This window comes from Notoacmeibacter sp. MSK16QG-6 (assembly GCF_024158145.1).
Lineage (GTDB): Bacteria > Pseudomonadota > Alphaproteobacteria > Rhizobiales > Rhizobiaceae > Notoacmeibacter.
On sequence record NZ_JAMYXM010000002.1, the window covers coordinates 38805 to 56836 of the forward strand.

17 protein-coding genes are annotated in these 18032 nt (G+C 58.7%); 3 read left to right on the forward strand and 14 right to left on the reverse strand.

Going from position 1 to position 18032, the window contains the following annotated elements:
• Positions 1-46: 46 nt before the first annotated feature.
• Complete coding sequence (gltA, locus tag NIM86_RS07915; RefSeq protein ID WP_253380868.1) at positions 47-1336, forward strand: citrate synthase; 1290 nt, start codon at positions 47-49, stop codon at positions 1334-1336.
• Positions 1337-1397: 61 nt separating this feature from the next.
• Here gltA and lpxB read toward each other — a convergent pair whose 3' ends face one another.
• The 13 genes from lpxB to rpsB form a co-directional block, all read right to left on the reverse strand.
• A complete protein-coding gene (lpxB, locus tag NIM86_RS07920) occupies positions 1398-2582 on the reverse strand; it encodes a lipid-A-disaccharide synthase (RefSeq protein ID WP_253380870.1) in 1185 nt (394 codons plus the stop codon).
• Positions 2579-3433: an LpxI family protein gene (locus NIM86_RS07925; protein ID WP_253380872.1), complete on the reverse strand. Its 855-nt coding sequence runs from the start codon at positions 3431-3433 to the stop codon at positions 2579-2581. Before NIM86_RS07925 ends, lpxB begins: the two co-directional genes overlap by 4 nt.
• Position 3434: 1 nt before the next feature.
• The gene (lpxA, locus tag NIM86_RS07930; RefSeq protein ID WP_253380874.1) at positions 3435-4271 is read right to left on the reverse strand and encodes an acyl-ACP--UDP-N-acetylglucosamine O-acyltransferase; all 837 of its coding nucleotides are present in this window, start codon (positions 4269-4271) and stop codon (positions 3435-3437) included.
• Positions 4271-4741, reverse strand: coding sequence for a 3-hydroxyacyl-ACP dehydratase FabZ (gene fabZ, locus NIM86_RS07935; protein ID WP_253380876.1), 471 nt, complete (start codon positions 4739-4741; stop codon positions 4271-4273). The genes lpxA and fabZ overlap by 1 nt, the downstream gene beginning before the upstream one ends.
• On the reverse strand, positions 4738-5790 hold the full coding sequence (lpxD, locus tag NIM86_RS07940) for a UDP-3-O-(3-hydroxymyristoyl)glucosamine N-acyltransferase (protein WP_253380878.1): 1053 nt from the start codon (positions 5788-5790) through the stop codon (positions 4738-4740). The genes fabZ and lpxD overlap by 4 nt, the downstream gene beginning before the upstream one ends.
• Positions 5791-5867: 77 nt before the next feature.
• Positions 5868-8213: an outer membrane protein assembly factor BamA gene (gene bamA, locus NIM86_RS07945; RefSeq protein WP_253380880.1), complete on the reverse strand. Its 2346-nt coding sequence runs from the start codon at positions 8211-8213 to the stop codon at positions 5868-5870.
• A gap of 217 nt (positions 8214-8430) precedes the next feature.
• Positions 8431-9570: a site-2 protease family protein gene (locus NIM86_RS07950; protein ID WP_253380882.1), complete on the reverse strand. Its 1140-nt coding sequence runs from the start codon at positions 9568-9570 to the stop codon at positions 8431-8433.
• Between the two features lie 40 nt (positions 9571-9610).
• Entirely contained in the window at positions 9611-10450 is an 840-nt protein-coding gene (locus tag NIM86_RS07955) for a phosphatidate cytidylyltransferase (RefSeq protein ID WP_253380884.1), read from the reverse strand.
• Between the two features lie 3 nt (positions 10451-10453).
• Positions 10454-11176, reverse strand: a complete 723-nt coding sequence (locus NIM86_RS07960; RefSeq protein ID WP_253380886.1) for an isoprenyl transferase — start codon at positions 11174-11176, stop codon at positions 10454-10456.
• 43 nt (positions 11177-11219) lie between these two features.
• Positions 11220-11780 (reverse strand): ribosome recycling factor, encoded by a 561-nt coding sequence (gene frr / locus NIM86_RS07965; RefSeq protein ID WP_253380888.1) that lies wholly within the window; start codon positions 11778-11780, stop codon positions 11220-11222.
• 45 nt (positions 11781-11825) lie between these two features.
• Positions 11826-12548: a UMP kinase gene (pyrH, locus tag NIM86_RS07970; RefSeq protein ID WP_253380890.1), complete on the reverse strand. Its 723-nt coding sequence runs from the start codon at positions 12546-12548 to the stop codon at positions 11826-11828.
• 107 nt (positions 12549-12655) lie between these two features.
• Entirely contained in the window at positions 12656-13573 is a 918-nt protein-coding gene (gene tsf / locus NIM86_RS07975) for a translation elongation factor Ts (protein ID WP_253380892.1), read from the reverse strand.
• A 193-nt stretch (positions 13574-13766) separates the two neighbouring features.
• Complete coding sequence (gene rpsB, locus NIM86_RS07980) at positions 13767-14636, reverse strand: 30S ribosomal protein S2 (RefSeq protein WP_253380894.1); 870 nt, start codon at positions 14634-14636, stop codon at positions 13767-13769.
• Positions 14637-14953: 317 nt separating this feature from the next.
• Between rpsB and NIM86_RS07985 the strand changes: the two genes are divergently transcribed.
• Complete coding sequence (locus NIM86_RS07985) at positions 14954-16312, forward strand: sensor histidine kinase (protein WP_253380897.1); 1359 nt, start codon at positions 14954-14956, stop codon at positions 16310-16312.
• 52 nt (positions 16313-16364) lie between these two features.
• Positions 16365-16814 carry a response regulator gene (locus NIM86_RS07990; RefSeq protein WP_253380899.1) on the forward strand — a complete coding sequence of 150 codons (450 nt, stop codon included), beginning with the start codon at positions 16365-16367 and terminating at the stop codon, positions 16812-16814.
• Between the two features lie 5 nt (positions 16815-16819).
• On the opposite strand, the gene NIM86_RS07995 is transcribed toward NIM86_RS07990, so the two are convergent.
• Entirely contained in the window at positions 16820-17962 is a 1143-nt protein-coding gene (locus NIM86_RS07995; RefSeq protein WP_253380901.1) for a DUF2336 domain-containing protein, read from the reverse strand.
• Positions 17963-18032 lie beyond the last annotated feature (70 nt).

Sequence of the window (18032 nt, forward strand, 5' to 3'; positions counted from 1 at the left end):
ACAAGGCAGGTTTTGGGGGAAGTGTTTTAACGCGAGGAAAGAAATTATGAGCGACACCAAGGCGAAACTGGCACTCGGTGGCGAAAGCTACGAGTTCGATGTTCATTCCGGCACGCTGGGCCCTGATGTCATCGATATTTCTTCTCTGTATGCCTCCACAGGCGCTTTCACATACGATCCCGGCTTCACCTCCACAGCGAGTTGCGAATCCGACATCACCTTTATCGATGGCGAAAAGGGCGTTCTGCTCCACCGCGGCTATCCGATCGACCAGTTGGCCGAAAAAGGCTCGTTTTTGGAGACATGCTACCTGCTGCTCTACGGCGAATTGCCGAACAAGAGCCAGATGGACGATTTCGAGCATCGTGTGACCCATCACACTATGGTCCATGAGCAGATGAACCGCTTTTTCACCGGCTTTCGTCGGGATGCCCATCCGATGGCGATCATGTGTGGTGTCATCGGTGCGATGAGCGCGTTCTATCACGACTCCACCGACATTTCCGATCCGCGTCAGCGCATGATCGCATCGCTGCGCATGATTGCGAAAATGCCGACGATCGCCGCGATGGCCTATAAATATCATGTCGGCCAGCCCTTCGTTTACCCGAAGAACGATCTGTCATACTCGGCCAATTTCCTGCGTATGTGCTTCGCTGTCCCGTGCGAAGAATACGCGGTGAACCCGGTCCTTGCACGGGCAATGGACCGCATCTTCATCCTGCATGCCGACCATGAGCAGAACGCCTCCACATCGACCGTCCGCCTGGCTGGTTCGTCGGGCGCTAATCCCTTTGCCTGTATCGCGGCCGGCATTGCCTGCCTCTGGGGCCCGGCGCATGGCGGCGCCAACGAAGCGGCGCTCAATATGCTGTCGGAGATCGGCTCGGTCGATCAGATTCCTGAATATATCGATCGCGCCAAGGACAAGAACGATCCGTTCCGCCTTATGGGCTTTGGGCACCGCGTCTATAAAAACTACGATCCACGCGCCAAGATCATGCAGAAGACCTGCCATGAGGTTCTCGGAGAACTCGGCATCACCGACGATCCCCTTCTCGATGTCGCGATGGAGTTGGAGAAGATCGCTCTGACCGATGAATATTTCGTCGAGAAGAAGCTCTATCCGAACATCGATTTCTATTCGGGCATCACGCTCAAAGCGCTTGGCTTCCCGACCACCATGTTCACCGTTCTTTTCGCGCTGGCGCGGACTGTCGGCTGGATCGCGCAGTGGAAGGAAATGATTGAGGACCCGCGTCAGAAAATCGGCCGCCCGCGTCAGCTTTATACCGGCGCGCCGCAGCGCGACTATGTTCCGATGGACAAGCGGTGATCCATTAGACAAATACCAAGAGAAGAGATCTCAAGCCGCCGCGTTTTCCGCGGCGGTTTTTTTATTGAGCGGAAAGCTGCTCGACGCTCGCGTCCCGCCTCCTGATCAGATCGAGCAGAATGGTCGCGCCGACCTTGCCCGATTCCGTCGACGTTTCCATCCGCCTGCGTATCTCGGCAAAGCCGTCTTTCTGTGCCGCGCGGGCCGGCTCACTCTCAAGCAGCCGTGCAATCTCCCGCGCAATGTTGGATGCCCGCCCATCGAAGTCGTGAAGTTCTGGGATCACGGGCCGGTCGGCCACCAGATTGGGTAACGATGTCGACCAGACCGGGATATATTGATGTGCCCACCAAGCAATACGGTCGATACGATAGGTCGAGACGAAGGGTAGCCCGGCCAGCGCCAGTTCGAGCGTGACGGTACCCGAAGCGGCCAAGGCCACATCGGCACGTTCAAATGCTTCGTGTCGCACCTCTTCACCACTGACAATGTCGACCTCATAGGGCCAGTCAGCCACGATCTCCCGGATGAGAGGCTCGATTCGCGACACGGTCGGCAGGACAAGTTTTGGGCGATACCCCAGTTCCTCGAGGATTTCGACCGCTCTCCGATAACGCGGCAGAAGCACCTTGGCGTCCCGGCTGCGCGAACCTGGAAGGAGAAGAAGAACCGGATCGGCCGAGACCGGGCGCTCTCGATGAGCTTCAAAGCTATGACGCAGGGCTTCCAGACCCGCCAGTCGATGGCCGACATAGGTAGCAGATGGACCGTTTAGCCGTTCCAGCGCTTCTGGCTCGAATGGCAGGAGGCAGAGCACATGGTCGACATAGGATCGCATGGCCTTGGCGCGCCAGTGGCGCCAAGCCCAGACCTGCGGACAGACCAGATCGACGATAGGCAGATTGGGAAGGCGCGCCCGAACGCGTTTCGCGACTCGATGGGTAAAATCGGGATTATCCACGATGAGCATCGCATCGGGTTTGAGGCGAACGATTTCCGCCGAAACATTACGGATATGGCCGAGTAGCTTGGGCAGGCTGGTCAGAACCGCCGAGATACCTTTGATAGAAATATCTTCCGGGTCGATAAGAGAGCGCTGACCCAGCGCGGCGAGATGGTCGCCGCCCGTCCCTATCAATTGAACATCACAGCCGGCGATTTCCTTCAAATATCTGATGAGGTCGGCTGCCAGAACGTCTCCGGATTCCTCTCCAGCAACCACGGCGATTTTCAGCCCCGCGCTCATTCTTCGCCTCCATCGATGCCCCAAAGATAGAGATCAGCCGCCTCGGCGGCCTTGAGCGTATCTTCCAGATTGAGGATCAGCGACCGCCCTGCTTCGATAGCGACGCCGGAGAGACCTGCGGCCGCAGCCTGTCGGATGGTTTCCGGTCCGATAGCAGGCAAGTCGCTGCGAATGTCCTGCCCAGGCTTTGCGCATTTCACCAGGACACCACGTCGCGCGCCAGCGATCCGCCCGTGGTCGCGAAGGTCGCGTACGCGCTCCAGCATGCCTTCTGTGCCCTCTATCCCCTCAACGGCTACAGCACGCGTGCCAAACACTACCACGGCCTGCCCGATATCGAGGCGGCCGAGTTCCTTTGCAGCGCGATATCCTGCGGCAATAGCGTCATGATCGGCTTTGACAGGAGAAAGCTGGCCAATCCGCCCCGAAGGCGCGATCAGCTCTGGCATTACCGCTTGTATAGAGACGAGTTCGACGCCCAATCGCTCCAGGGCACGATGGGCCGTCTGCAAGAGTGCATCGTCACCGGCAACCAGGGCACGGATGGCGCGAGGCAGTACGGGCATCAGCTTCAATGGCAGACGAATAGCCTGCCATCGCGGACGGCGAACGACACCGCCACCCAATACGATTTGCGTCACTTTCTGTTGGTGCAAGACATCCGCCAACGTCCGCAAATCCTCTATCGGCGCGCGGAAAACCGGGACATCGCCGAAATCGCGGTCGGCTTCACCCTCAATCGCAAGAACGATCACGTCTCGTCCCGCCGCCTGCAGATGCCGCTTCAGAATAAGCGGCAGATCGCCGCTGCCCGCCAGAACGCCTATCGTGCCTGCATTCTCGTCCGCCATGTCACATCAAAGGCGCGTCGTCTTGGCCATCGGGGGACGAGCTGCTCTCGCGGCGCGGACGCATGACAGGCCTTTTGCCGCGCTTTTCCAAAAAGTCGATAATCTCCGCCACGATAGGGTGCGTGCCATATTGCTCACGCGCTCTCTCCAGATTGGCGGCTATCGTCCCATGACTGTCGTAGATGATCGCGTAGGCAGAGCGCATCGTGTCGATATCGGAGCGCTTCATGCCGGCGCGGCGCATGCCGATGAGATTGAACCCGTGAAGAACCGCTGGATCCCTTGCAGCGAGACCAAAGGGGATCACGTCGTGCCCAACAGCAGATGCTCCGCCCACAAAGGCGTGATGACCGATCCGCACAAACTGTAGAACGGCGGTAAAGCCGCCAACGCTGGCATGATCGCCGATTTCAACATGGCCGGCCAGCGCACTTGCCCCGCCGACGATGACATGATCGCCGATATGGCAATCATGCGCCACGTGGCACTGCGCGAAGAGGTGACAATGCTCTCCGATCAGTGTCTTACCGGTACTGTTGCTTGAGCCGACGTGAACCGTGGCCCCTTCACGGACGATCGTTTCCCGCCCTATTTCCAGCGTGGTCTCCTGACCCTCATGCCGAAAGTTCTGTGGCTGGCCGCCGAGAACGGCAAAAGGATGAACGATGCAACCTTCGCCAAGAGTCGTTCGGCCGCTTAGACTGACATGGCTGAGAAGTTGCACGCCATCGCCCAGCACCACGTCGCCCTGAACATGACAGAATGGGCCGATCTTAACACCGGAGCCAAGTTGAGCTCCATCCTCGACAATGGCGGTGGCATGAATGTCGGTGGTCATTAGCCAATCGTCTCGGAATCGCCCAGCATGGCCGAGACGGTCGCCTCGGCAACCTTCTGTCCGGAGACGATGGCAACGCAGGAAAAACGCCAGATGTTACGGCGTTGCTTCTCTTTCTTGACGTGAAGCTCGAGCACGTCTCCCGGTCCGACGGGCTTGCGAAACTTCGCGTTGTCGATGGTCATGAAATAGACCACGCTCTTGCCGCCGCCTCCGGTATGACGCGCACAGATCGCACCCGCCGTCTGGGCCATCGCTTCGATGATGAGGACGCCGGGGAATACCGGCTGCCCCGGAAAATGCCCCATGAACTGCGGCTCGTTCGCGCTGACATTCTTGATGCCGATCGCTTCTTCATCGTCCTTGATGCTGACGATGCGGTCGACCATGAGAAAGGGATAGCGGTGCGGCAGCAGCGCCATCACTTCAGTGACGGTAAGGCTTGGTCGGGTATCGTCGATTTCGATCATGTCTTGTCTTTGCCCTTCTTGCGTTCGCCGGGCCGCGCGAGCCGTTGTATCGCAGCCGTAAGGCGAAAAAATTGACGTGCCGGCATGGCTGGCGCGCCCGCCCACCGCTCTCCGGCGGGAATGTCGTTCATCACCCCGGCCTTCGCCGCGATCTGTGCGCGGGAACCGACCTTTAAATGATCCGCAAATCCGACCTGACCACCGATCAAGACGCCATCGCCGATGCTGACCGAGCCGCTAAGACCTGTCTGTGCGGCAATCGCACAGGCTTGGCCGATCTGCACATTATGCGCCACCTGCACCTGATTATCGATCTTGGTCCCGGCACCGATGACGGTGTCGTCGAGCGCGCCACGGTCGACGGTGACATTGGCGCCAAGCTCCACACCGTCCTGAATGATGACCCGTCCGATCTGAGGCACTTTCTGCAGCCCGCGCGGCCCGGGCACATATCCAAATCCGTCCTGACCGATACGGCTGCCCGCATGAACGATCACGCCGTCGCCGAGATGGGCATATTGAACGGTTACGCCAGTTCCGATGAAGCAACCTCTGCCGATGGTCACATTCTTCCCGATAACCGCATGAGGTGCGATCACGCTAGCCGCCCCTATGCGAACACCAGCGCCGATCACCGCGAATGGCTCGACCGTCGCGCCGTCTTCCAATTCGGCAGTTGGGTCGACCGAGGCCTGAGCAGAGACACCTCGCTCACCTGCCACCGGCGAAGGCGTGACCGCTTGCGGATAAAGCCGGGCAGCAACGGCCGCGAAAGCCGATTGCGGATGATCGTGTGTGAGAACAGCCGTACCCTCCGGCGCTTTATCCTTCAGCTCCGTTGGAAGCAAAACAGCGGCTGCGCGAACGCCCTCCAACTGCGGGACATAACGCGGTGCGGTGACAAGTGTCAGATGACCTGGACGAGCGGAGGCTAATGACGACAGCCCTTCAACGCGAAGCGACGCATCGGCGCCGTTGAGATCGAGTTCGGCGCCGGTCAGTTCGGCAATCTCGCTAAGCGTTAGATATGCGTCGGACGAGAAAAACATACATCCCTCAAATCAAAGGCCCGCCAACCCAGAAGGATTGCGGCGGGCCTTTCATATAATTTCAGTGGCGCGAAGGTCTAGAACTTCGAGCCGATGCCGAAGCTGAAACGCTGCACCTCATCCTCGTCCTTCTTGACGAGCGGCTCGGCGTAATTGACCTGCAATGGGCCGAAAGGCGAATCCCACTGAATGCCGACGCCAATGGAAGCGCGCATTCCATCCGACTCGTTTACGCCGCTGAACGGCGTGCCCTGAACAGTCGCCACATCGGAGAAGACTGCACCACGGAAGCCGAGACCTTCCGGGATCACCGGCATCGGGAACGTGACTTCCGCAGACGCATGCGCATAGCTCTGGAAGCCAAGGTGATCGCCCGAATCGATGGGGCCGATCCCGTTATATTCGAAGCCGCGTATAATCTTGTTGTTGCTGCGGAACAGATCGAAGGTGCGCAGGCCCTCGCCTCCCCACGAGTCAATGTATCCGCCACCGACAGTTCCGACAAAAGCAAGGTCGTACTCTTCGTTCAGAAGGGCGAAATACTGGCCGCGAGCGGTCAGCTTGTAATAGCTGGCATCGCCGCCGAGGCCGGCAAGTTCGAGCTCGGTCTGAGCGTAGATGCCTTCGCGAGGCTTCGAAAAACTGTCCAGCGTATTGAAGGTCAGCCCCAGCGACACCGCCGACGTGTGCCAGTCACCCTTCGAGATATCGCGGGCGATGAAAGGCGATAGACCGCATGTATTCGCGCCCGTCGACGAATTGGTTATCGAGCAATCGTCCAGATCGTAATTGTCGACCTTATAGGTGTAGCCGATCTGTGCCGAGAGCGCCTCGGTGATCGGCAGACCGAAACGGACTGTGCCGCCCGTCGTCGCCGTGTCGTAATCGTCAAGCTCTTTCGTCGAACGGAACAGGTCGAAGCCAGCCGATATACGCCGTCCAAGGAAATATGGCTCCGTGAACGAGATGCGGTAGTCACGTGAATTCGCGCCGCCGCCGCCAGCCAGTCGAATGAACTGGCCACGACCCAGAAAGTTGCGCTCCGTCACGGACAATTCGACGCTTGGGCCGGAATTGGCGCCACCGGTGGAATAGCCACCACCGACGGTGAATTCACCGGTGCTCTTCTCGACCACATCGACGACCATGACAACCTGATCCGGCTGCGAGCCCTGCGTGGTGGAGATATTGACCGATTCGAAGAAGTTCAAAGCTTCCAGCCGGCGCTTGCCGCGCTGAACGAGAACCTGGTTGAATGCATCGCCTTCCGCGAGGTCGAATTCGCGGCGGATGACGTAATCGCGCGTACGGTCGTTGCCGCGAATTTCGATGCGCTCGACATATGTGCGCGGACCCTCGTCAATCGTATAGACGACGGAGATCGTGCGATTGGCGATATCGCGGTCGCCGCGAGGATTGACCTGAGCGAAGACGTAGCCCTGACCGGCGACGGATTCGGACAGCGCCAGAATGGAATTTTCGACGTCACGGGCAGAATAATAGTCGCCCTCGTCGGTCTCTACTTCGCGAAGCAGACGGGTGCTATCGACATCGGGAATCGTGGAGTCGATGGACACATTGCCGAAGCGATAACGCTCGCCCTCGGAAATGGTGAACGTCACGACATACTCGTTTTCAGCGTCGTTCAGAATGCCATCCGACGAGATGATCTGGAAGTCCGCATAACCCCGATTGTAATAGAAATTGCGAAGCGCGGCTTCGTCGGCACGCAATCTGTTCTCATCGTACACATCGTTGCGGAAAAGGAATGACAGGATATTGGAACGCTTGGTCGAAATCACATCGCGCAGGCGACGATCCGAATAGGCGTTGTTGCCGACGAATTCGATGCGGGCAATCTTTGTGCGGTCGCCTTCCTGAATGTCGTAGATGATGTTGATGCGGCCATTGCCGACTTCGCTGACCTGCGGCGTCACCGTCACATCCGAACGGCCGATGCGCGAATACACCTCACGAACGGCTTCCGTATCCTGCTCAAGCGCCGCCTGGCTGAAGGTGCCGCGCGGCTGCAACTGCACCGCAGCGGCAAGCTGCTCATCCTTGGCCTTCTTGTTGCCGCGGAAGATGACAGCGTTGACTGTCGCATATTCGGACACTTCAACAACGAGCGTACCGCCACGCTGCGTTACGCTGACATCGGAGAAAAGCCCGGTCCCGTAAAGCGATTTCACCGCCTCGTCGATGTCCGCCGGGCCGTAGCTCTGCCCCGGCCGGATACCGGTGTAATTGATGATGGTCTGGTCGTCGACACGCTGATTGCCGCGTACATCTATCCGGCTCGCCGTCGCAGCAAACGCCGCATTCGCGCTGTAAAGAAAGGCTGCGCCTGTAACCGGACCGACAAGGCCGACAGTCAGCGCCGCAGCCGAAACCGCACGGGTGAATTTGGAAGATGCCATCATAGGGCCTGCTTACCTCTGTGTCGTATCGTGCAGGTTGCATGTCCCGCACACGTACCCCAAACCGTATGGCCGGGTTCGGCCCACGTAACAAGGTCCGGGGTTAATTCTCGTTTACTAATTCTGCCGTCGTTGCATTCTGGACACGCCCATTCTGCCCGGATGGTAAAGATATCCTAAATATCAGGAATCGCTCACATCCGCTCCCCCGCGCGGTGGTCTAGCAGCCAAAAATGTCGTTGAACAGTACGAATCCCATGAAGATCAGAACCGCGACAAATCCGACACGATAACCGAGTTCCATCAGACGCTCGGAAACAGGCCGACGCATTGCCGCTTCAGCGGCGTAAAACACCAGATGGCCTCCATCGAGCGGAGGAATCGGCAGAAGATTGAGAAATCCGATGCCGACCGAGAGCAATGCCATCAGCTCAACCAGCCGCTCGAACCCCTGCGAAGCCGCCTGCCCCGCAAGGTCGGCGATTTTTACAGGACCGCCAAGCTGACATTTGTCTTCACGCCCCATGGCGAAACGGCGCATGAAATTGAACGTCCGCTCCAAGATGGAGCCTGTTTCCTCGATCGAGCGCGCGAATGCTGCGGGTAGGCTCATTGTCTCGTGGCGAACCGCTTCGCTGTCGCGGCCCATGGAGGTAATGCCGACAATACCCATGCGGAGTGTGTTGCCGGCGGAATCGGTCCGTTCGATATAGCGCGGAGCGGCGTCCAGCTCGATGTTCCTGCCATCGCGCTCGACGAGGAACCTGATACGGTCTCCGGTGCGGCCCGAGACGTATTTCTGTATATCGGAAAATTCTGTGATCTGTCTGCCATCGACAGCAACGACTCTGTCTCCGGGCTCGAACCCAGCCTCTGCCGCCGGAGATTGCGGGCGCACCTCGTTGACGACCGGTTCGATGACCGTCCGCCCGTAAAGGTTCAGAAATACGGTGAAGACGACGATTGTCAGAATGAAATTGGCGACGGGTCCGGCAAGAACGGTCAGAAAACGCTTCCAGACCGGCGCCAGATGAAACGCCCGTCGTTTTTCGTCTTCGGCAAGATTGTCAGCCTCGACCGATGGCGAACTGGTCACATTCATATCGCCGACGAATTTGACGTAACCCCCGAGAGGAATGGCGGACAGTTTCCAGCGTGTGCCGGCGCGATCTGTGAATCCGGCAATCTCCGGCCCGAAACCAAGCGAAAAAGCCTTGGCGCCAATCCCGCACCAGCGCCCGACGAGATAATGCCCCATTTCGTGGACGAAGACGACGACCAGAATGACGAAGAGGAACGGCACGACCGTTCCGATCAGAAGACCGTCAGCGGAAAAAATTGCGGAGAATAAATCGTTCACGTGCCTATCGGCTCCCCGTCAGATCGTTTGCCGCGCGATCTCAGCGCTGCAGCAGCACCGTTTTGCCGAAGACGTCGAAACCGCCAAGCGACAGGCCGATGGCGTAAAGACAAACGGCCGCCACGACAAGCCCGTCCACCCGGTCGAGGACCCCGCCATGACCGGGAATGAGATGACCCGAATCCTTCACGCCCGCGCGCCGCTTTGCACCGGATTCGAACAGGTCACCGAGCTGCGAGGCAATTGAAAGAAGAAGGGCGATGGGCAGCACTGTCCAGACGAGACCACCTGCATGAATGCTGACCACGATGAAACCGCATAAAGACGCAAGCAACGCGCCGCCTATTGCGCCCGACCATGTCTTGCCTGGCGAAATGGCCGGGGCAAGTTTTGGACCGCCGATGGCCTTACCGGTAAAATAAGCGAAGATGTCTGTTCCCCACACAACGGCGAAGAGAAACAGGATGGCTGCCAGCCCGCCGGCTTCCGACCCGCGGATAGCGATCATGGCCAGGGCTGGCAGAGCGGAATAAAGAAAGCCGAATGCGAGAGCGTGCGATAGAGCCCCGCCTCGCCGTCCAGTCACAGAAGCGATCACCGCCAGGACAATATAGAACCCGACGATCATGGCCAGAGCCGCCGCTCCAGTCAGACCGAAGAGAAGCGCGACGCATGTCAGAACGAGTGTCGCAACCACACAACCCTTCCAGAACACGGACTGGTCTCGACCGAACATTCCAAGCCATTCATAAAGAATCGCGCCGCTCGTCACGACAGCCAGCATACGGAACGGAAGACCACCGGCCCATGTCAGTCCCAGCGCGACCGGTGCAAGGATCAATGCAGACAGAACACGAGTCGCGAAATTGTTCGCCGCCATTGGTTATCCTGTTGCCGTCCTGACGGCTCCAAGGCCGCCATAGCGACGCTCCCGGCAGGAAAACTCCGAAAGCGCGAGGGCAAAATCATCGAAGCTGAAATCCGGCCAGTGCGTGTCGATAAACATCAACTCGGCGTAAGAAAGTTGCCACATCAGGAAATTGGACAGGCGCGTGTCGCCACCGGTGCGGATCAGCAGATCGAGCGGCGGATCGCCAGCCGTGTCGAGATGCGAGGAGATCAGATCCTCGGAAATTGCTTCGGCGTCGATATTGCCGGCGGCGACATCTTCGGCCAGCCTCCGCGCCACGCGTGTGATCTCGTCGCGCGAACCGTAATTGAAGGCGATATTGAGTCGCAGTCGTCGGTTGTCGGCTGTCAGCGTCTCCGCCTTGCCGATCAGGTGCAGCAGATCGTCAGAGAGGGTCTCGCGATTGCCGATCATTCTGACCTGCACGCCATTCTCATGCAGCTTCTTCAGATCGCGATCGACGAAATGGCGGAAAAGGCCGAGAAGATCGGAAACTTCCGTTTCGGGACGCGACCAGTTCTCCGAAGAGAAGGCGTAGACCGTCAGAACCTCGATACCGAGATCGCCCGCAGCGCGCACCGTTCGACGGAGAGCTTCCACGCCAGCGCGGTGCCCAGCCGAGCGCGGAAGGCCGCGCGCGGCAGCCCAGCGGCCATTGCCGTCCATGATAATCGCCACATGGCGAGCGGCTCCCATCAGCGCGGTACCTCTTCCCTTGGCCGGTGGACCGGACAGATCGTCAGACCTGCATGATCTCCTGCTCTTTTTCCGCAACCAGACCGTCGATCCGACCGATCGTATCGTCGGTCATCTTCTGCACCTGCTCCGAAAGGGCGCGGCTATCGTCTTGGCCGATATCGCTCGCCTTTTCCGCCTTTTTGACGGCATCCATCCCGTCGCGGCGGACATGGCGAACGGCCACTCGCGCCTTTTCCGCATAATCATGTGCGATCTTGACCAGTTCCTTGCGGCGCTGCTCGTTCAATTCCGGCAGCGGAATGCGCAACGTCTGCCCATCGACGATAGGATTGAAGCCGAGATTGCTTTCGCGGATCGCTTTATCCACGGTACCGACCATCGATTTGTCCCACACATTCACAGCGATCATGCGCGCTTCTGGCACGGTCACATTGGCCACCTGGTTCAGCGGCATCTGCGATCCGTAAGCTTCGATCGTGATCGGATCGAGCAGATTGGCCGACGCCCGGCCGGTCCGCAGCGAAGCCAGGTCGCTCTTGAACGCATTCACCGCGCCATCCATTCGGCGTTGAAAATCGGAAAGGTCGATGGCGTCTGCCATTGGGTGCTCCTGTTTGTCTCTGCGGGCCAGCCAGCGAATTTCCGCTTAGTGTGCCGGCACCAGCGTATGACGTCCTTCGCCCGAAAGGACGCCGGCAAGGCCACCCTCCTGCAACAGCGAATAGACGATGATCGGTATATGCGAATCGCGCGCGACAGCGACAGCGGCGGTGTCCATGACGCGCAGGCCCCGAGCCAGCACATCTTCATGCGAGATCGTGTCGAAACGCTCGGCGTCCGGGTTTTTCTGCGGATCGGCTGCGTAGATGCCGTCGACTTGAGTCGCCTTAAGCAAAACGTCCGCGCCGATTTCTGCCGCACGTAAGGCTGCCGCCGTATCGGTCGTGAAAAATGGATTGCCGGTTCCGGCCGCGAAAATCACGACACGACCTTCTGATAGATGCGCCATAGCCGAACGCTGGGTGAAACTGTCGCAAATCTCTTCCATCGCAAGAGCGGACAGAACAACGCAATCCACGCCAGCCTGGCGAAGCGCGGTGCGAAGCGCCAGCGCGTTCATGACGGTTGCCAGCATACCCATATGGTCACCCGTGACGCGATCACCGCCCGTATCGGCAATCTGCACGCCGCGGAAAATGTTGCCGCCGCCGATGACGATCCCGACGGAAACGCCTTTTTCCCAAACCGACCGCACATCGGCCGCCAGACGGTCGCAGATTTTCTGATCGATGCCGAAAGCCCGGTCGCCCATCAACGCCTCACCCGATGCTTTGAGGAGAATGCGTTTGTACTGGGGCGCGTCGGCCATGGAAAACAACTCGTCTTTCGGCTTGCGATAAAGTCTCCGCCCGATACACGAAGGGCGCGGCGATGTCACGCCACGCCCTCACGCGATTTCAGGTAAATGACAAGCGTTTACTTACCGGCAGCCGCTGCGACTTCGGCTGCGAAATCATCTTCTTCCTTCTCGATGCCTTCACCGACAAGGAAACGGACGAAACCGGTCAATTCGGCATCGTCACCGAGACCGGCATCCTTGAGCGCCTGCTCCACGGTGACATCCGGGTTCATCACAAATGCCTGCTTCACCAGCGCCGATTCCTGATAGAATTTCCGCATCCGCCCTTCCACCATCTTTTCGATGATGTTTTCCGGCTTGCCGGATTCGCGGGCCTGCTCCACGAAGATCGCCTTCTCGCGCTCGGCGACATCGGCCGGAATGTCGTCCGGTGTCAGCGCGACAGGGTTCACCGCAGCAACATGCATGGCGACCTGACGGGCGAAAGCGGACGCCTTTTCCTTATCGCCGGACGTCTTCAATGCGACGATCACGCCCAGCTTGCCGAGATTGTCGGCGACGGCATTATGGATGTAATGCGCGACGATCCCTTCCGGCTGCGAAAGCTTCTGCGAACGGCGCAGCGTCATGTTTTCGCCGATCGAGCCCACCGCTTCCGAAATGGTGTCCTTGACGTTCTTCTCACCGCCCGGATAGGCGGCTCCGGCAACGGCCTCGACCGATCCGTCAGTACCGAGAGCGGTCTGCGCGACATTGCGGACAATGCTCTGGAAGGCGTCGTTACGTGCGGCGAAATCTGTCTCGCAATTGACTTCGACGACGACGGCGCTGTTGGCGTCTGCAGCGACGCCGACGAGGCCCTCTGCCGCGGTACGGCCAGCCTTCTTGTCAGCCTTGGCGATACCCTTGGCGCGCAGCCAGTCGACGGCGGCGTCGATGTCGCCGTCATTTTCCTGCAGCGCCTTCTTGCAGTCCATCATCCCGGCGCCGGTCTTCTCGCGCAGCGCTTTAACGTCAGCAGCTGTAAAGCTCATAATTCTGTTCCCGTAGATGTGAGTTGTCCGGCGATCCACGCGCCTCCAAAAAGGCACTACGCCGGAAATGAAACCGTTCTGAAACGAAGTGGCCGGAGACCGGCCACCCGATGCGTCGCAAGAAGGGGCGCGTTCATCCGGCCGTTTCAGAGTAGCAGCGGCGGACGTATCGCCCGCCGCGATGATCCTACGATCAGGCGTTGCCCTTCAGCGCATCCGTGTCGAGCGGTGCACTCTTGCCTGCAGCGTCGCTGTCGAGGCCCGGAGCAGCGGTGCTGACATTTTCAGCGCCCTCGCCGCCGGCAGCCGGCGCTTCCAGCGTTTCTTCGGCGGCCGGCTCGGCTGATTCGCCGATATCGACGCCCATGGAGCCCTGCTGACGTGCGATACCGTCAATGGCGGCCTTTGCGATCAGATCGGCAAAGAGCGCAACGGCGCGCGCCGCATCGTCATTGGCCGGAATCGGATAGTCGACCACCGCCGGATCGCAGTTGGAATCGACCAGCGCGACGACCGGAATGCCAAGACGCTTGGCTTCCTGAATGGCGATGGCTTCCTTATTCGTGTCCACAACGAACATCAGGTCCGGTACCGAGCCCATGTCCTTGATGCCGCCGAGCGCGCGGTCGAGTTTGTCGCGCTCGCGCTCAAGGTTCAGCCGTTCCTTCTTGGTGTAACCCTGATCGTCGCCTTCCAGCAGATCTTCCAGCTTGCGCAGGCGGTTGATCGAATTGGAGATCGTCTTCCAGTTCGTCATCATGCCGCCGAGCCAGCGCGAATTGACGTAGTACTGCGCCGAGCGCTTCGCCGCGTCGGCAACCAGCTCGGACGCCTGGCGCTTGGTGCCGACGAACAGCACGCGACCACCGCCGGCGACCGTGTCCGACACGACCTTCAGCGCCTGATGGAGCAGCGGAACGGTCTGCGACAGATCGATGATGTGAATATTGTTGCGTGCGCCGAAGATATAAGGCGCCATTTTCGGGTTCCAGCGGTGTGTCTGGTGTCCGAAGTGCGCACCAGCTTCCAGAAGCTGACGCATGGAGAAGTCAGGCAGAGCCATCTCGTATCCTTTCCCGGTTGAACCTCCGCGAGCCAAAGGCAGGAACCCTGCCACCGGTGGACTTGAACGGGATGTCTCCCCGCCAGGCCCGAAGCTCACGTGTGGAATAATTGCGCAGATAAGCGAAAACGTGCTGCAGCGCAACCCTGGTAGTTGAGCCGACGAAATATTGCGGCGAACCGGTACCCGGCGCCTCCAAATCTATTTTAAAGCAGCTCTGAGTTGTATGTGCTCCATGGTGCGAATAAGTTTCTGAGCGCCGTGCACAAGGGTCATGGTTGTTGCGTCGCCTTGAACCTCGAGTAGGGAACCGATTGATGGCGCGTCCTTCCTTCCATACACTCAAGCACTCAAGGTCGCGCATTCTCGTACTGACTTTGTGCGCAATTTTTGCGGGAATTGGTGCGGCACTGTTTCAAACCGTCGCAGCCGAACGCGCCGCGCGGGAACAGCTTTCGAACACGGCCGCGATATTGTCTCAGCTTCGCAATGTTTTGCGCATGGGTCTGGATGCGGAGACTGGTCAACGCGGATTTCTCCTGACCTACGATCTTGGCTATCTACAGCCCTACGATCGAGCCAATCGTGAGTGGCTGCCCGCCATTCAGAAACTGAGACTGGCGCTCGGAGACGACCTCACTGTTACGCAATTAGCCGCGATCGACCAGATCCAGTCTGCTGCCACCGCGAAACTTGAAGAACTCACGCAGACGGTTTCGCTTGCACGACAGGACCGGCGCGATGATGCGCTCGCTCTTGTCGAAACCGATGAGGGAAAGCGGCTGATGGATCAATTTCGCAGCAGTGTTGATGCTTTGGAGGAGGAAGAGCAGGCAATTCTGTCTAACGAACTACAGCGGGTTGCAAGTGTTGAGGCGCGCACACTGCCAATATTACTCGGTTTGACCCTTGCGGTTATCGCGTTGGTCGTCGCGGGCCTACGGTTCGAGCGGCGTATGCAGGTAGCCGAAATTAAGGCCGATGAGGCCGAAGAATTAAGACAGGCGCGAGAGCGGTCAGATCTCCTTGCTCGCGAACTCAATCACCGGGTCAAGAACCTTTTCGCCGTCGTGTTGTCGATAGTCTCACTGACTGCAAGAAATGAAAAGGACGCAAAGGAGCTAAGCAGGAAGATCAAAGCAAGAATTCACGCGCTCTCACTTGCACATTCGGTCGGCCAGGGACAGTTGGATTTCCATGTCGCGGAGCTAGGAGAAATCCTGCAAGCCACGCTGGAACCTTATCAGAGCAGCGCTAATGAAATAAGCAGAATTCGATTGCAGGGTCCAAGAGTTGAATTACCTGCCAAAGCGGTCACTCCGATCGGACTGGTCATTCACGAACTCGCGACAAATGCTGTTAAGTACGGTTCGCTGGCCGATACGAACGGTCACGTCGACATTGACTGGGATGTGACGAATGAACCGAATGGAAGTGAACAGGCCAAGCTTACATGGCGGGAGCGCAACGCCAAAGTCATAAGTAAGCCTCGCCAAAACGGGTTCGGTTCGACGATGATACGGCAGGCGGCAAATCAATTGGGAGGAGCGATTGATCGCCGGTGGAAAAAGGACGGGCTAGAGGTCGAGCTGGTTTTTCCGGTCAGATCGAAGGGTGACGAAAAGGTATTGATTAAGTCCAAACAATTACATTCCGATTCATCATCGGTCCAATAGCGGTATTCAGATGTACTCTCGTCGAAACCGCTAGCCAAGGTAACAAACTGTCATGACGTCCACTATTGAATTGCCGGGACTATTTCATACGCATTTTTCTCCTCTACTATCCTTGTCACAATCAAGGGATTTCGGTGGAAAAGAAAAATTGTCCGGACGGAGCATTTTGCTCGTCGAGGATGAGTTGATGCTGGCTCTCGACATTGAACTTGAACTTGAGGACGCAGGTGCCAGCGTTATCGGTCCCGTGGACCGTCTCGACCTTGGCATGGCCTTACTCGACGACGCTCCAATGATCGATGCTGCGATTCTTGATATTGATCTGCACGGAGTAGAAAGTTTTCCGATAGCGAGCCGGCTGCGCGAGCGGGGTGTGCCGTTCTTATTTCACACCGGTCACGGCACACGCTCCGAGTTGAAAGAGCAATTTGGAGACGTAACGGTGTGCAAAAAGCCTGTCCTGAGCGAACAATTGATCGACGCGGTCGCCAAATTGCTTTGATCGGCTCACGCCGCTTTCGTGATCGACAGGGCGTGAGTTTTCGCGTTGCGGCGCAATTCGTCCAGATGCATGGCGCGCAGCAGGGTCAGAATATCGTCATTGCCCGGCTTCGGCAGGCCAGCGCGCTCAGCTTCCACCGCCTTCATCATCCGATAGCAGACCTCCTGCACGCCCATTGTCGCCTTGCCGTCTGCCACTTCACGCCAGAGCCGAATGGCATTGACGATGGCATTGGCGCCCGGATCGGACAGGCCGATCTTTTTAAGCAAGGCAAGCAGCGCGTTGCGCCGGCCTCGCGCCAATATGGCGTCGGTTCGGACCTTATCGTCGGCCAAAAGGTTGCGCAGCACGACCGATAAAAAACCCAGCCGCCCGTGTGCGGCCAGCCGGATTATGAAATGCTCGGTCAGGTCGCCCCGCAGGCGAAAATGCTCGGCTAGAGCAGGATAGTCGACGGCCGGGGTCTTGCTGACCAGCTCAACGGAAGCGCGATGACAGGCTTCACGCAAAACGCGTGTAGAGCGCATCGGTCCCATCAGGCGCTTAAGGAGCGGCGCTTCTGTCAGCACCTCGCCGACCTTGACCAGCAGAAGGTGGCGAACATCGCCGGGCAAATCCGTCCGGGCGAACAAGGCCGTCCGTATCGCGCCGCTCTGTCCGAAACGCTCTGCGATTCGGCGAAGCGAATGCCCGGCCAGCTTCGCCGCAGGATTTTCCACGAGCGACTGGCACGCCTGGCGATCGCCGAGTTCGGCCAGCGCGGCGCAAACGACCGCAGCCAGCGGCGAACGGCGCGCGATGATCGCCTGTGTCCGCCTGTCCCCGTCTCGCACACGCTCGACGAGATCGGCATCGGAAAGAAGCGGAGACCGCAGTAGAACATTGCCGGCGACATCTGGCTGATCTGCAGCAAGGGCGGCGACGATCTGAGGCGGCGCGCCACGAACCGCGCAGAAGACATCGGCCAGCCTCTGGCGCACTTTCGGGCTGGGATCGTCGAGAAGAAGCGTCAGCGCGGCCTCGGCATTGGCGCGTTCATCGAAATCCAGATCCGACTGCAGCCAGGCGCGGGCAAGAGCGTTGGCGGCGCTCGACCGCTGATCGACCTTCGCGGTCTCGAGCCATTTGAGAAAATGCTGGACGATCATACTGATGAACCCGGACGCTGAGAACTTTGACCCACCATGGCAGGCAAAAGGTTTACGTTCGGTTCACCAT